At 40.3% G+C, this 14,964-nt stretch carries 18 protein-coding genes; 8 read left to right on the forward strand and 10 right to left on the reverse strand.

Annotation, left to right across the window (positions count from 1 at the left end; translation table 11 throughout):
• Positions 1–222: 222 nt before the first annotated feature.
• The 3 genes from H5116_RS06250 (at position 223) to H5116_RS06260 (ending at position 2,482) form a co-directional block, all read left to right on the forward strand.
• A complete protein-coding gene (locus H5116_RS06250; RefSeq protein WP_002958068.1) occupies positions 223–1,515 on the forward strand; it encodes an amidohydrolase in 1,293 nt (430 codons plus the stop codon).
• 234 nt (positions 1,516–1,749) lie between these two features.
• Positions 1,750–2,163, forward strand: a complete 414-nt coding sequence (locus H5116_RS06255) for a GFA family protein (protein ID WP_007377055.1) — start codon at positions 1,750–1,752, stop codon at positions 2,161–2,163.
• Positions 2,164–2,260: 97 nt separating this feature from the next.
• Positions 2,261–2,482, forward strand: a complete 222-nt coding sequence (locus tag H5116_RS06260) for a hypothetical protein (protein WP_154903460.1) — start codon at positions 2,261–2,263, stop codon at positions 2,480–2,482.
• Here H5116_RS06260 and H5116_RS06265 read toward each other — a convergent pair.
• Entirely contained in the window at positions 2,471–3,667 is a 1,197-nt protein-coding gene (locus H5116_RS06265) for an MFS transporter (RefSeq protein ID WP_182715745.1), read from the reverse strand. The two genes, H5116_RS06260 and H5116_RS06265, sit on opposite strands and share 12 nt — an antisense overlap.
• A gap of 106 nt (positions 3,668–3,773) precedes the next feature.
• Between H5116_RS06265 and H5116_RS06270 the strand changes: the two genes are divergently transcribed.
• Positions 3,774–4,568 (forward strand): helix-turn-helix domain-containing protein, encoded by a 795-nt coding sequence (locus tag H5116_RS06270; RefSeq protein WP_182692930.1) that lies wholly within the window; start codon positions 3,774–3,776, stop codon positions 4,566–4,568.
• 7 nt (positions 4,569–4,575) lie between these two features.
• Here H5116_RS06270 and H5116_RS06275 read toward each other — a convergent pair whose 3' ends face one another.
• From H5116_RS06275 to H5116_RS06285, 3 genes are all read right to left on the reverse strand, one after another.
• Entirely contained in the window at positions 4,576–6,636 is a 2,061-nt protein-coding gene (locus tag H5116_RS06275) for a TonB-dependent receptor (RefSeq protein WP_182715746.1), read from the reverse strand.
• A 74-nt stretch (positions 6,637–6,710) separates the two neighbouring features.
• On the reverse strand, positions 6,711–7,367 hold the full coding sequence (locus H5116_RS06280; RefSeq protein ID WP_182715747.1) for a YoaK family protein: 657 nt from the start codon (positions 7,365–7,367) through the stop codon (positions 6,711–6,713).
• Positions 7,368–7,396: 29 nt separating this feature from the next.
• Entirely contained in the window at positions 7,397–8,086 is a 690-nt protein-coding gene (locus tag H5116_RS06285) for an ABC transporter substrate-binding protein (RefSeq protein ID WP_182715748.1), read from the reverse strand.
• A 123-nt stretch (positions 8,087–8,209) separates the two neighbouring features.
• On the opposite strand from H5116_RS06285, the gene H5116_RS06290 reads away from it, so the two are divergent.
• The 3 genes from H5116_RS06290 to H5116_RS06300 all read left to right on the forward strand — a co-directional run bounded on the left by H5116_RS06290 (position 8,210) and on the right by H5116_RS06300 (position 10,003).
• Positions 8,210–8,458 (forward strand): TIGR03643 family protein, encoded by a 249-nt coding sequence (locus H5116_RS06290; RefSeq protein ID WP_039485113.1) that lies wholly within the window; start codon positions 8,210–8,212, stop codon positions 8,456–8,458.
• A 76-nt stretch (positions 8,459–8,534) separates the two neighbouring features.
• On the forward strand, positions 8,535–8,897 hold the full coding sequence (locus tag H5116_RS06295) for a hypothetical protein (RefSeq protein ID WP_182715749.1): 363 nt from the start codon (positions 8,535–8,537) through the stop codon (positions 8,895–8,897).
• 23 nt (positions 8,898–8,920) lie between these two features.
• On the forward strand, positions 8,921–10,003 hold the full coding sequence (locus H5116_RS06300) for an endonuclease/exonuclease/phosphatase family protein (protein WP_182715750.1): 1,083 nt from the start codon (positions 8,921–8,923) through the stop codon (positions 10,001–10,003).
• A 339-nt stretch (positions 10,004–10,342) separates the two neighbouring features.
• Here the strand turns inward: H5116_RS06300 and H5116_RS20515 are convergent, their stop codons facing one another.
• The 6 genes from H5116_RS20515 to H5116_RS06320 all read right to left on the reverse strand — a co-directional run bounded on the left by H5116_RS20515 (position 10,343) and on the right by H5116_RS06320 (position 13,558).
• Complete coding sequence (locus tag H5116_RS20515) at positions 10,343–10,570, reverse strand: hypothetical protein (RefSeq protein WP_409074698.1); 228 nt, start codon at positions 10,568–10,570, stop codon at positions 10,343–10,345.
• Positions 10,540–10,926: an NAD(P)H-dependent oxidoreductase gene (locus H5116_RS06305; protein WP_409074699.1), complete on the reverse strand. Its 387-nt coding sequence runs from the start codon at positions 10,924–10,926 to the stop codon at positions 10,540–10,542. The genes H5116_RS20515 and H5116_RS06305 overlap by 31 nt, the downstream gene beginning before the upstream one ends.
• A gap of 73 nt (positions 10,927–10,999) precedes the next feature.
• Positions 11,000–11,737, reverse strand: coding sequence for a type 1 glutamine amidotransferase domain-containing protein (locus H5116_RS06310; RefSeq protein WP_182715751.1), 738 nt, complete (start codon positions 11,735–11,737; stop codon positions 11,000–11,002).
• Positions 11,738–11,830: 93 nt separating this feature from the next.
• Positions 11,831–12,037 carry a VOC family protein gene (locus H5116_RS20520; protein ID WP_409074700.1) on the reverse strand — a complete coding sequence of 69 codons (207 nt, stop codon included), beginning with the start codon at positions 12,035–12,037 and terminating at the stop codon, positions 11,831–11,833.
• 176 nt (positions 12,038–12,213) lie between these two features.
• Positions 12,214–12,504 (reverse strand): putative quinol monooxygenase, encoded by a 291-nt coding sequence (locus H5116_RS06315; RefSeq protein WP_182715752.1) that lies wholly within the window; start codon positions 12,502–12,504, stop codon positions 12,214–12,216.
• Between the two features lie 61 nt (positions 12,505–12,565).
• Positions 12,566–13,558, reverse strand: a complete 993-nt coding sequence (locus H5116_RS06320; protein WP_182715753.1) for a zinc-binding dehydrogenase — start codon at positions 13,556–13,558, stop codon at positions 12,566–12,568.
• Between the two features lie 101 nt (positions 13,559–13,659).
• Here H5116_RS06320 and H5116_RS06325 point away from each other — a divergent pair, with 101 nt between their 5' ends.
• Complete coding sequence (locus H5116_RS06325; RefSeq protein WP_182715754.1) at positions 13,660–14,553, forward strand: LysR family transcriptional regulator; 894 nt, start codon at positions 13,660–13,662, stop codon at positions 14,551–14,553.
• The last annotated feature ends 411 nt before the right edge of the window (positions 14,554–14,964 follow it).

Genomic DNA, 14,964 nt, shown 5'->3' on the forward strand with positions numbered 1-14,964 from the left:
TGGTAGGCTTAATTAGCGCTAAAACTTCAAACTAAAAATAGATAAAACCAGTGAAAAGTGAAGTGGCCCTTCATAGTTGGGCATCTAGCTTAAATGGGATTGATTATTGTAGAGCCTTCAGTAATAGTGGTTATAGAGCAAACTAATTATGTTCTCAATAATACATAAGGGCTCGTGCTCATCAATATTATAAAACCAATAAATATAATAAGGACAAACAGGATGAAAAAATCACTAATTTCAATAGCGTTGGGCTTTGCTGCCCTTAGTGCGTTTAATGCCAATGCAAACATTGATCAGCAAGTTAAAAAGATAGAGCAACAGGTTATTGATTGGCGACGTGATTTTCATCAAAACCCTGAGCTTGGAAATCGCGAAACCCGCACAGCAGGTATTGTCGCTAAGCACTTAAAGTCGCTGGGTATGGAAGTACAAACAGGGATTGCTTATACAGGTGTTGTGGGGCTATTAAAAGGCGCAAAGCCTGGCCCGACAGTAATGCTACGCGCAGATATGGACGCGCTGCCAGTTACTGAAAAAGCAGATGTTGATTTTAAATCAACTAAAACCACTAATTACCGTGGTGTAGATGTAGGTATAATGCATGCTTGTGGGCACGACACGCACGTGGCCATGCTAATGGGCGCTGCACAAGTGCTTGCAAACATGAAAGATGAGCTACACGGTAATATTATGTTTGTATTTCAGCCTGCAGAAGAAGGCGCACCAGAGGGGGAAGAGGGGGGCGCTGAGTTAATGCTTAAAGAAGGCATATTTAAACAATACAAACCAGAAGCTGCTTTTGGGTTACACATAACATCTAGTTTGCACAGCGGTAAAATTGGCTATAGAAGTGGCCCTGCAATGGCCAGTGCAGACCGGTTTGAAATAACAGTACATGGCAAGCAGGCACACGGCTCTGCACCGTGGACTGGGGTTGACCCCATTGCCGCAGCTGCGCAAATAGTAACAGGCGTAAATCATATTGTTAGTCGCCAAATCAACATTACCAAAGAGCCTGCTATTGTCTCGTTTGGTAAGATAGCGGGTGGGGTACGTAATAATATTATTCCTGAAGAAGTCGAAATGGTAGGTACAATTCGTAACTTTGATATGGATAACCGAGCACAAATATTTGAAAAAATAAAAACCACAGCCACGCACATTGCTAAATCGTCAGGTGCTACTGCAGAGGTACATATTCACGAAGGTTATCCGGTAACGATTAATAACCCAAAGTTAACTGCGCAAATGTTACCTAGCCTTAAAAAAGCAGCAGGTAATGAAAACGTAGTTGAAATGGGAAAAATAACCGGCGCAGAAGACTTTTCGTTTTACGCATTAGAAGTGCCGAGTGTATTTGTATTTTTAGGCGGCACACCAAGTGAGCAAGATTTAAATACAGTGGCTAGTAATCACTCACCTTATTTTTATGCCGACGAATCATCGTTTAAAGTAGGCACTAAGGCGCTCAGCCTGTTAGCTGTTGATTATTTAAACGCACATAAAAGATAGCTTAAAAACACCACGTTACGCTATTAGCTTAACGTGGTATTGCTGTTTTATTTAAAACATCGCATCATGTTTGTAGCACTTGCTCAATTTTGAAAAAATCACTCTCAAAAATTAAAAACCTAACCGAATATACAAATGAACCGGCGAGCAATTTTTTATATTTTAAAAATAATGAATCGATACTGCCGGTCTTATATCTCGATTCAATCTTCATAAGCATTAAGGATTTAAATAATGGAAATTACTGGAAGCTGTTACTGTGGTGAAATTAAATACCAGGCAAAGTCTCAAAATAACAATGCACTTGTTTGCCATTGTAGCGATTGCCAACGTATGTCGAGCGGCCCATTTAGAGCCGTTATAATTGCAGAGCCAAATTCGGTAGTATTTACCCAAGGTGAGCCAAAAGAGTTTGTTAAAACAGCGCAAAGTGGTAACAAGCGTGCGCAAGGTTTTTGTGGCACATGTGGTACAACACTTTATGCAACTAACGAAGCTAAAGCTGACCGTGTATATGGCTTGCGTATTGGTGCGGTTGATCAGCGTGATCAGTTTACGCCAACAGCACAAATTTGGGCTAAATCAACATTGAGCTGGTTGAGCGGCTTACACGAAGTACCTGCGTTTGATACAACCCCACAAAACTAGTTATTTGGGGTTATCAGTATTACTTTTTTAGTAAGCGGTTTGAAATTTATTTAACCAAATGACTGTCTACTTATAAGTCAGTCATTTGGAGAGTAATATGTGTAGTTCACCTAAAAGCAGCCGAGCAGTGAAAAAAACAGCCATTAGTTTTAATGATGAGCTTACTCAAGAGCAGCGCTTGCGTTTTACTGCAAAAGCTAATTTAGCACAAGAGCGCCGTGAACAGCGCGAAGTAACGAATAAACGCTATGAGCAAAAGCACGCGAGTAGTAAACCTTCGTCTGGTTTATTTTCGTGGTTACAGCAGCTAGTTAGCTGATTTAGCTAAAGTGGTGTTTTTACCACTGCCCAAACCACATAAAGCACACAGTACTCCGGCAATAGCGCACAACCACAATGGCGCACTCCAACTGCCTGTTGTAGTGTGTAATGCACCAGCTAGCATAGGACCAATAGCCGCGAGCAAATAACCTACGCTTTGCGACATACCTGAAAGCGACGCTGCTTGTTGCGAATCGTCAGTTCGTAAACTAATAAACGACAGCCCCAATATAAAACATGCCCCAGAGCAAAAGCCCAGCATTAGGGTCCAAACAAAAGCAAAGCTAGGCATGTAAAGCAGCCCCAATGCACTGAGTGCACTCAACATGGCTAAAATAAAGCTAAGCGCGCTTTGATCTTTTAATTTGGCAAGTAACGGAATTAATATTAAACCCGGTAATGCAGTCGCTATTTGAAAAGCACCATGATAAGCACCTGCTTGGGTAGCTGAGTGACCAGTTTCGGTTAATATGCTTGGTAACCACGTAATAATTATATAATTTAAAAACGAGTTTAAGCCCAGCAGTAGGGTAATTTGCCATGCTAGTAAATAACGCCATACACTTTTTGACGTGTCGGTGTGTTGAGCAATACTCGCGGGTTTTGTGTGCTTACTTAATTGCGACATCCATACAATAATACTCGCCAAAGTAATAAGAGCTGATGAGCCCAGCGCAAGTTGCCATCCTAATCCGTTTAACTGACTAAGCGGAAATACCAAAGTAGAAAACCCACCCGATACCACGCCCATAGTAAGCACGTAGGCTGAGGTCATTAACGCAACCTTTGCAGGGAAGTCGCGCTTAATTAAACTTGGTAATAATACGTTTGCGATGGCAATGCCCACACCAATAATAGCGGTGCCTACAAAAAGCATGGCTGAGGTATTTATTACCCGCGCTGCAACCCCTGCAAGTATAAATAACAAAGCCACAAACAAGGTGCGCTCTAACCCTTGCTTTTTAGCAAGAGTTGCCGCCATTGGCGATATAACCGCAAAGGCAATGAGTGGCAATGTTGTTAAAAAACCAGCTTGCGATGCGCTGAGCCCAAAGTGATTAATAATTTGTTCAAGCACAGGTGCAATACCTGTAAATGTGGCGCGTAAATTTGCGGCAATAAGTAATATGCCAAGCACAAGTAATATGCCAGCAAAGCGTGATTTAGGTGTGTTATTTAACAAAAGGGAAGACCATTAAAGCTAATACTTAATGGGCGCTAGTATAAAGGCTTAGTAAAAACTATAATTTAGAGATAATGACATTAAATAACTAAAAACAGACAAAACTATGTTTGATGCAATTGGTTGGGACGACATTAAAAATTTTGAAACTATGGCGCAGCCCATAATAGCCAAAATAGAGCATGCCCATGCAAGTCACGAAATACCACTACATACCCATCCAAAAGGGCAATTAATTTTAGCGCTGCATGGGTATGTAACGTGTGAAGTATCGGCCAAAATGTGGATGGTGCCCACGCACAGTGCAATTTGGATCCCAGCACAAAAGGTGCATAGCAATAGGGCGTCTGATAACGCGCAGCTTTGTCATTTATTTATTGATAGTAGTAAAAACGGTATGCCGCTAAATACCTGTACGTTAGCTATTACGCCGTTGGTTAAAGAGCTAATGTGTGAGTTGGCTGGGCATAATCAGCACTATACTTTAAATAGTAAAACAGCGCGTTTAGCGCAGGTGTTATTTGATCAACTTATTGATATGCCCGTACAACCACTGGATTTTGTATTATCTAAAAACGAGGTAATTCAAACCATGAGCGATCAGCTTATAAACAAGCCAAACAACCGAAAAACACTACCACAATGGGCTAAGCAGTTTGCATTAACTGAGCGCACATTAGCGCGGTTAATTAAAAAAGAAACCGGTATGACATTTGGAAAATGGCGTACGCAATTGCATATAATTACAGCCTTAAAAGCGCTTTCTGATAAGCAAAGTGTGCAGCAGGTGTCGGAGTTATTAGGGTATGAGTCGGTGAGTGCATTTATTACTATGTTTAAAAAGGTAATGAAAAAGTCGCCCATGAAATACATGAGCGATTTAAATCAGCTTAGCCCTTAAATAAGCATTACCACGTATAAGTTGCCGAAAGCATCGCGTTACGAGGCCTACCCGGGAAGTATCTGTCGCCGGTAAAACTGGTGTAATCGGCGCGCTCTGCATAGGCCTCATCAGTTAAGTTAATAATACGAGCAAGTAGCTCAAGATTACTAGTAACTTGCCACTGTGCGCGTAGGCTTAAAACATCATGCCCTTGGTATTTATTTAAGTTTTCTGGGTCGGTGTAGTAGTTACCAACGCGGTGCCACTGCAAAGCAAATTGCGCGTTGTTTAATGCCTGCCATGTTAAATCGAGATTAGCAATATTACGCGGCGCGGTATCTATGTCGTTGCCGTTTATATTTAAACCGTTAAGTATTTGGTTGTTAGTGTAAGTATGCTTTGCGTGAGTGCCAGCAAAGTTAAGCGCAAGCGACTTAGTGAGCTGGTAGTCAAGCTCAAGCTCAATACCACGATGGCGAGAGCTGCCATTATTTACCGTAAAGAAGTCACTATCGCGGTAAATCGTATTGTGTTTACTCATAGCGTAAACCGACACGCCATAACGTAGTTTTTCGTAAATTCCTTTAATACCAAGCTCTGCGTTATTTGCTATTTCGGCGCTTAAATTTGCAGTAGTTTGCTCGCGTTGTAATTGGTATAGTTCAGCCGCTTGTGGCGCTCTGTAACCGCGAGAAAAGTTTGCATAAAGCGTGTTATTTGTATTGTACTGATAACTAACCCCAAGCTTTGGCGATAGATTACTAAAACTATTTTCCCCACTCTCAGGGCGGCTGTATCGGCAGCCACCAAAGCCGCATTCTGTGCCATCGTCTTTTGTTCTACCTGCTAGCATATTATTGGTGTAGTCGTATTGCATATGCTCGTAGCGCACACCTGCGGTAAGTAACCATTTATTTAATTGCCAATCAACCGATGCAAAAGGGGCATAAAGCGTGGCGTTTACATCGTAATCGTAATGCTTACCTTGGGGTACTGTAGCAACTAAAAATGCAGAACCTTGAGTGGGCTCGTTTTGGCTTTGAGTAAAGTCGGCTTGCGTGTATTCGCCATCAAGCCCTAGGTTTACTTTTACATTACGTTGTAAATTATATTGATAAAGCGATTGTACGCCAAAACCTGTTTGGCTGTTTTTTTCAAGCGGTGTGCCGGGTAAAAAGTGCTTAAAAAAGTCCATGCTTTGGTCACGAAAATATAACGTAGTCGAGAGCACATCATTGTTATTTAATTGCCATGTTGCATTGCTCCATGCTCTAAATGCGCGTGCTTTTCTAAATGCGTCTGGGTCAAAGTTTTTTTGCGCGAGGTCTTCGTTTTTATAGCTTTCAAAGCCTGTAATAAATCCCGCAGTTTGCTGATCAAGATTTGTATAAGTAAGGCCTGAGGTCAGTAATAAATTATTATTTGAATAGCGATGGCGAATATTTACTTTTTGTTGCTCTACGCTTTCGTCGTCGCGGTAACCGCTATCGTCGGTAACACTTGCGTTAATGCCGATACCGCTGTTGCCGTAATCTTGCCCTGCGCGTAATTTGTAGCGAGTATAACCGTACGAGCCATAATCTAAACCAACTAAGCCACCGCCTTGTGTGGTGTCGGGCGTTATTACATTAATAACACCATGCACAGCGTTTGAGCCATAAAGTGCAGAGCCAGGGCCTTTTAGTACTTCAATGCGCTGCGCCATTTCGCTGTGCGCCTCAAATAGCTCGTTTATGTTACAAAACCCAGCGGCTCTCAGTGGTATGCCATCCTCCAAAGTCAATATGCCACCACAAGCGCCAGCGCCCGAAAGTACGGGGGAGCGAAGTGCGGGTAAATATTCTTGGCCATTTCCGCGTTGAATATTAGCACCTGCTACACGTTGCAGGGCTTCTTCAATATGGGTAGGCGCTATGCTATTTAGCTGCGCTTCGCTGAGTGTACTTATTGATAAAGGGAGTGGGGTAGATAGCGCTTCAATACGTGATGCCGTAGTTGTTATGGTTTCTATTGCATCATTATTTTGATTATTGGCAAACGCAGTGTGGCTAAAGGGTAATATCAGCGGCAGAAAATAAGGTTTCATACATTCCTTGAAAGTAATCTATATTGCATTGCCTCTATAATATGCGGTTTTAATATGCATTTAAACTTGTTGCGTTAAAGCGTACGTAACCTATAAATCCGATACGTAATTGATAAAACAAAACAAGCCACAGCAGGAAATACCAAAGCCAGCACTAAGTAATGCTTAAATAAAACGTAGCCGGTTATACCGCCTAGTAAAAAGCCTGCAATAATGAGTAAAAACATAACGCCTTTACGGGTATCAAATTGCTCACCTTTAAGCGCTTTACCTAGCATTAAACCAAGGTCAGTAAAAATACCGGTTAAATGTGTCGTACGTATAACAGCACCACTGTAATTAGTTGCTAGCGCATTTTGTAACCCACACGCAGCAGACGTTAAAACAATGCCGTAAACGAATGTGTTTTTGAGTAAATAAGCACTCGCAAGCAGTAGCAATCCTTCAATAAAAAGCAAAGTGTCGTAATGACGACCAAGTTTTAATGAGCCACCAGAGAGCAAAAAGCCCGACAGTGCCGAACCCAACATAAAGCTAATAATTATTGAAAGTAGCAATAAAGCAGCACTGGGATTAGTTATTGCTTTAATACCAAGTAAAGTAACAGAGCCAGATACATGCGAAATAGCCTGGTGCTCAAATCCCAATAAGCCTACAGCGTTTACTATGCCCGCTATAAATGTGAGCGTAAACGCGCCATATTCAACCCACTTTGGTAGTTTTGTAAACATTGGTTATCTCTTAACGTGTACAGTGTTAATTATTGAGTTTGTGCTTTAAAGCGCTTTATTTGCTCATCAACTAATTTTGTATCTATTACGCCACGCTTAAAAGCAATGTAAGTAGGAAACGTAAACTCATTGAACTGCCTAGCGTATACGTTTTGATATTCCTTTGAGTACCACAAACCTGCTTGATAGTTAGTTATTGCGTATTCAACGCGATTTTTTTCTAGCAGCTCAAAAGTGTCTTTAGTTGAAAGTGAGCGAAGCAGATTATTCTCATCAAGTTTATACTTTTTAGCAATAACCTCAGGCACAGCAACACCGCGTAGCATTGCTATTGGGGTATTTGATAAATCGTCAGTGAGTAGTTTATCTTTGTTTAAAGCAAATAAACCATACTTAGTAGTATGCAAGGGCACGCTTGTAAAATCTAAATACTTTGCTCGTTCCTCTGTATTGGCCAAAGAGAAATAGCAGTCGTAGTAGCCCAGCGCCATTTCTTTTTTAACGCGCGCCCATGGCAGATGAATTACGTCAATTTTAAGATTTAAATTACGCTCAATAAAGGTTAAGTATTCAATATCTAAACCCGTGAACGTATCGCTTTTCTCATCAAATATAGTAAAAGGCGGGTAGTGAGTTGTTACGCAGCGCAGGGTTTTACTTGGCGCTGCAAGTAATAATGAAGGTAAAGTTAAAGCTAAAAACAGAAATATTGCGCGCATAAATAAAAATTCGATATCTTTTAAAATACATAAATTGAACGCCAATTATACAGTTACTGAGCTTAATTGCATTGATCTAAGTATTTTTACCTAGCGTATAAGTTAAATTTTGTGAGATATACCATGTTTAACGCAGAGCAGCAGTCACGCATTATCGAAATGGCGTGGGAAGATAGAACCCCTTTTGAGGCAATAGAGCAGTTATACGGATTAAAATACTCCCAGCTGGTGGTATTTATGCGCGAACATATTTCAAAAGGCAGTTTTAAAGTGTGGCGTAAACGCCATGCTGGTCGTAAAACAAAACACTTAAAATTACGCGATCCCGCTATTATGCGAAGCCATTGTAAAACTCAATATAAACAACGTTAAATAAGTGTAAGCTGTTTCATATGATGTTCAGCCGTGTTTGTTAACCTTTAGCTATTAATTACGCTAGAGATTATTTATGAGAGCACTAACATACACAGCACTAATAGCATTGGCTTTATGTTCAATCAGTGCAAACGCAAAACCGCATAAAGATAAGCATGGTCATAAACACGGCGATAATAAGCATCATTCACATAAACACAACGACAATGACTACCTTTCTAAAAAAGAGGCAAAGCAGTTAATTCGCGCAGGTTGGACGCCACCAGGGCTAAGTAAAAGCTATCACCGAGGCGACTTTTTAGATCGTGATTTATATAAACGAGGTAGAGTGATTGAACGCTCTAGAGATAGTGGTACAGTGAGTATTGAAATAGACCGTACAGTTATTCACATGGTGCACGACACCCGAGAAATACTTTCAATCTTAAGTCGCTAAACTAACTTTATAAGGATATTAAAATGCTTATTGCGCTGGCTATAATTATTGGCTTTTTTTTACTGGTTACCTTGTTGCCAATGTCGTACAGCCAGCATTACTTAGTGCGTAGCTGCGACTTTGTGCGCTTACAGGTATTTTATATTGCCAGTTTTGTAGCCGTTACATCGTTGTTTTTATTATGGCAAAGTAGCGCAATAGGTTATGTATTTATAGCCTTAACCTCATTACTTATAATGATTTTACAAGGTAAATGGATTTACCCGTATACGTGGCTTGCTAAAAAAGAAGTGCAAAGCGCACCAAAGCATATAGACCACAGCGTACGAATTATGTCGGCAAATGTACTGATGTCGAACCATAAAAGTGAGCAGCTAATTAGCCTTGTAGATGAGCACCAACCCGACCTACTTATTACACTTGAGAGTGATAGCTGGTGGGAAAATAAATTATCAGTCATTAAAAAAAATTACCCGTATTACATAGAATGCCCTAAAGACAATCGTTACGGCATGCACTTATACAGCAAGTTTAAAATACTCGATGCACAAATATGTGAGCTAATAGAAGAAGATATTCCTTCAATTCATATTCTGTTTGAAAATGATGAAGGCCTGCAAATGCAAGGGCACTTTATTCACCCAGCACCGCCAAGCCCGACCGAAGAAGACTCATCGCGCCCGCGCGACTCAGAGCTAATAATGGTGGCTAAAGCACTTAAAAACCCTACACGGCCTACTATAGTTGCCGGAGATTTAAACGACGTAGCATGGTCGCGCAGCACTCGTTTGTTTATGCAAATAAGTGGCTTTTTAGACCCTCGAAAAGGCCGTGGTTTTTATAACACCTTTCATGCAAGTTACTTTTTTATGCGTTGGCCGCTCGATCACTTATTTCACAGCGAAGGCTTTAAAGTAAAGCGTATTAAGCGCTTAGCTAAGTATGGCTCTGATCACTTTGCACTCCTTACTGAGCTTTCTTACGAAAACGCTAATCAGCAATCATTGGAAGATAAATCCGATGAGCTTAAGCAAGAAGAAATTCAAGAGCTTGCTATGAGTAAAGCTGATAAGCGAAAGGTGCCGAGGTTTGAGGAAAAGTTATAGCTATTAGGCAGTGTAGGTCGGATAAGTGGCGAAGCCACGCCATCCGACAAAAATAATGAATTGGCTAGCAACAACACGACTACCACGTTTATGTTGTCGAGTGGCTAGAAAGTGCCATTTCCGGGCGTTCACATAGCACTCGCTTACACCCCTAGTTTTTTTAAAGCAAAATCTTCTTTTACTCTTTCTGAAAGTTATTGGGCGGCCATTGGTAACCTTCAACAGAGCTGTAATCAGCTGACTATCTAGGTAAAACACCATGTAAGTAAGAACAAGGTGTTTTTATGAGGCATAAGGTCCGTAGAGTAGAGCTACTTAAAAATACTTAACAATGCTAAATCAGATCTTAAGTGCTGCACCCAAATGTAGTTTATATCGCTCCATATCGACTTTTACTTGGGGATTTTTCATAACATCGCTACAAATAAAAGTTTCTAGTGGCTTCATTCCTAAAAACTGATTTGCTTTATGCACGGGTAAATACACACCATCTACCCCAGTCCCCTCAAAAAACTGCTCACTATCAATGAACGCATTTACTGGGGCATTCCACGTGACAGAAAGCATGTATTTTTTACCGTGAAGTAAGCCTCCAGATCCATACTGCTTTGAAATATCACTTCTAGACCTACCGTCGCTTTATATAACTTACCGTGCCCTTTGGTAAACACCTCATCCATGTACTTTTTCACAGTCCAAGGAGGCCCCATCCACCATGCGGGCATCTGAAAGATTACCAAGTCAGCCCACAGCCATTTAGAAATTTCTTCATCGACATCATATCCTTTATCAATAGTTGTGTTACGAACATTACAGTTACTTTGTACAAAGAAGTTTTCAGCAAAGGCTGTGAGCGAATTGTTAAGCTCACCTTTAGAGTGAGCGAAACATTTACCGCCATTTAAAATTAAGATATTTTTCACTATGTACTACTACCCATTCTTTATTGAAATTCACTTAAAAACCTTGAATTGATAAGTGTCTGACATTAAATGCCTATTTGATGCCTTTTAATCCAGTTAGAATCTCTTCGCCCACTTTACGAGCTGATTGCGGGTTTTGACCAGTAATAACTCGCCTATCATTCACAACGTTTACCGTCCATGCAGCACCATAAATGTGCTTTGCACCTTTGGACATTAATGTATCCTGTAGTGAGAAAGGAACAACTTCTGTTAGCCCTACATTTGACTCTTCCTCGTTAGTAAATGCAGCTAATTTTTTTCCTTTAACGAGGTATTGTCCGTTACTAAGCTTTACGTCTGTAAGAGCTGCTGGGCCATGACAAATCGCGCTTACAATACCGCCTCGCTCATATATTGAAACAGTTAATTTATTGATACGTTCATTGTTCGAGAAGTCCCACATGGTACCGTGACCGCCTACATAAACTACTGCTTGATAATCTTCACTGTTTACATCTTCAATCGCTTTAGTATTTATAATTGAAGCCATGAGCTTTTTATCATTTATAAACCTAGCATTGTTTTCATCTGAAAAATCTAGACTTTTAGGGTCTATTGGGGCCATTCCACCATCAATACTAGCAACATCAACTCCAAAGCCTGCATCAGCAAGGACGTAATAAGGATGTGTTAACTCACCTAACCAAAAGCCAGTTTTCATATCTAACGAACCCATTTTATTGTGGCTAGTCAGTACGAAAAGGATTTTATCCGCAGCAAAACTTGGAGCCGCGAAAACTAGTGTCATTAATAATAATAGAAATTTCATACTATCTTTCTCATATAAATTAAACCAACCGATTTGTCGGTTACTTGTAAAATAAGCTACAAACTTTCATTGTTAGGCATTGGAGCTCAAGTCTCAGTTTTTTGGTAGCGGCTCACCTGCATGTAACAACTCGACGGAAATATTATCCGCAGAGCGTAAAAAAACCATTTGACCGTCTTGAGGAAATCGATTTACTTCAATGCCTAGTTCCTGTAAGTGAGCGCATGTCTCGTATATATTTTCAACTCTGTAGGCTATATGACCGAGGTTTCTTCCTGTATTTAGATACTCAGGCTCCAAGTTATAAGTAAGTTCAATTTGAGCGCTTTCATCACCTTGTGCAGCTAAAAGATAAGAGAAAACTTTGCTCCAAAGTAGTCTTTCCTTTTTAGAACTTTCAACCCAAGACCCTCATAGCAAAATCTTAGTGATGTTTTAATATCTGATATGCGGTGATATTTCATTTATCACAAGCCTTAAAACACACGAGCTGTTTTAATAACGACTGATAGCACTCTACCTTCTAAAGACGTTTGTAATTGAAGATAATGCGACAGTGTCTTATGTTGCTCTAAAGTATCTATGTCACGCCACATTTCAATTAGTGTGATTCTTTGTGACCCATTAACATCAGGGAAAACATCATAACGCTCGCACCCATCTTCAAGAATACTGTCACTCGCACATTCATAAATTGCATTTAATACGGTGCGGTAATGTTGTGTTTCGCATAGAATATCCACAACAATCATTACTTCATTGTCCATTTTTAACCTTTATCTTGGTTTATAAGGCTGCTTACACAGCCTTTAATTAATTAACAGAAATTTAACGCTCGATTACGATTTTACCTGTGGCTAACCCTGACTCTAGACGAGTGTGAGCATCTTTAACTCCCTGTAAAGTTAAAGGGAAAACACTATCGATAAGCGGTTTAACTTGACCTTTATCTACAAGCCCAGCAAGTCGGCTTAGAATGTCACCGTGAGTCTCTCTATCGATGTTATGAATAATTGAAATCGCCATAAATACTAGGTCTAACCTTAGAGCCTTAAAGTGCATTTCAGTTAAGTTATAATCAGCATAACCAATAGTAGAGATAACATGCCCCTTCAGTTTTGCAGCGATTAATGAGTTTTGTAAAACGGGCCCGCCCACTGTATCAAATACCGTATCGAAGCCTTGACCATTGGTTAGTCGTTCAACATATTCCTTTGGCTCTTCTGTAGGGAATAGAACCGTTTCATCTGCGCCTAATTGTTTTGCAATTTCTGCGCGAGCTTCATCTGCAACAGTCGTTGTAACATGTGCACCTAGTGCTTTTGCAAGCTGAAGACCAATGTGGCCTACGCCACCTGTACCACCATGAACCAACACTCTATCGCTCGGCTGGATTTCAGCTCGACCAATAATTGCTTCCCATGCTGTAATTGCTACTAAAGGCAAGCTAGCCGCCTCACCAAAGCTAAGCGTTTTAGGTTTATGTGCTAATAATACAGCGTCAGCTTCAACCTTATCTGCAAGAGTACCCGGAATGCCAACGATACCGCCGACACAACCGTATACTTCATCACCAATTTTAAAGTTAGTTACACCTTCACCTACTTCACTGATTACGCCCGATACATCCATGTGAAGGATTGCTGGATAAGTCATACCAGCAGTGCCTTCACTGCCTTGACGGATTTTAGTATCAACAGGGTTAACACTTGTCGCTTTTACATCTATTACGACGTGACCGCGTTTTGGTTTTGGCGCATCAACTTCGATTTCATGTAAAACATTAACGTCACCATGACCATTAATAGCTATTGCTTTCATAATAATTTCCTCTTTGTTATTGACGAAAGTGATGTTATCAACATAATTAACAACCAAAAACACACTAAAAGTTTAATGATTAATTCCGAAAGGTTGATAATGTGATTGATTCCATAGAAGAGCTGAAGATATTCAGTACGATTTTTGAACTCAAATCTATCCGAATGGCTGCTGATGCTCACAATCTAACGGCTGCGGCAGTAAGTAAAAGGTTGATAGCGCTCGAAAACAGACTGAGTGCGAAATTATTTTATAGAACAACTCGGACTCTTAGTCCGACATTTACAGGTGAGAAGCTATATAACCATGCACAAAGACTGTTAAGTATTAGTGATGAGATTGAACATGACCTTGACCCAACTAATACGTTAAAAGGAAAAATAAAAATAACTGCGTCGGCTTCTTTTACGCAAAGCTATTTATTACCTGTGATTAGCAGCTTTTTAAAAAATTTCCCGCAAGTTAATATTGAAATCATTTCTACTGACAGCTTGGTAAATTTAACTGAACAAGGTGTTGATTTAGCTGTTAGGCATGGCCCTTCGCGGGACTCATCGTTAATAGGTCAAAAGCTATCCGATACAAAGAGAGTCTTATGTGCAACGCCGAGTTATTTAGAAAAGAGAGGAGTGCCACATTCACCTGAATATTTAACAGAGCATACTTTATTAACCGTTGGTAATGAAACTAATTGGTCATTCATTAGAGAAGGTGAACGGAAAACAGTTAAGTTAAACCCTGCCTTTTCTTCTAGCTTAGGAGACAGCGTTTTGAGTATGGTGGAATTAGACCACGGTATTGCACTCTTGTCTGATTGGCATATTAAAGAACATGTTGAAAAAGGGCGCTTAAAGGTTATTTTAGAAGATTGGGAGTGTGACCCATCAATTTCAATTAACCTATTATATCCGTCTAGGAAAAACCAATCGATGATAGTTAGGAACTTCATTGACCACTTGAAAGAATGGATAAAAAGCAATCCCCTTTCAAAATAGACTTAAATTGTTAGGGTTTTCACTACTGTTAACTTCATCTGGTAGCACATTGGCTAACTCCACCTAGAGCCATTTACCAAACTTTAAAAAAGAGCAAGATATAAATTACATCTAATAATTACACTTTATAGTGTTTTGGGGTATGTGTTTACTGGATAAAATGCTTTTTAGCCGAAGGGGGCTATGTGCCAATTGCAGCCATTCCGGTATAACTCGTTTCTGCCCCTTTCTGCGTTAGTTTGATTACTCGGTGGCAGATCGAGCCACTGACATCGAAGTACTTTTCCTCATGGGTGGCGATTGAGGGGCTGTGCTCGGAATCTCCCATAGATACGCAAATTGCACTTCAGATATTGCGATCCCAAAAAACGCATAACGATGCGTTTTTTGGTGTGTAGGTGTTGGGTTATA

This window comes from Pseudoalteromonas sp. SG45-2 (assembly GCF_014164115.1).
Classification (GTDB): Bacteria; Pseudomonadota; Gammaproteobacteria; order Enterobacterales; family Alteromonadaceae; genus Pseudoalteromonas; species Pseudoalteromonas distincta.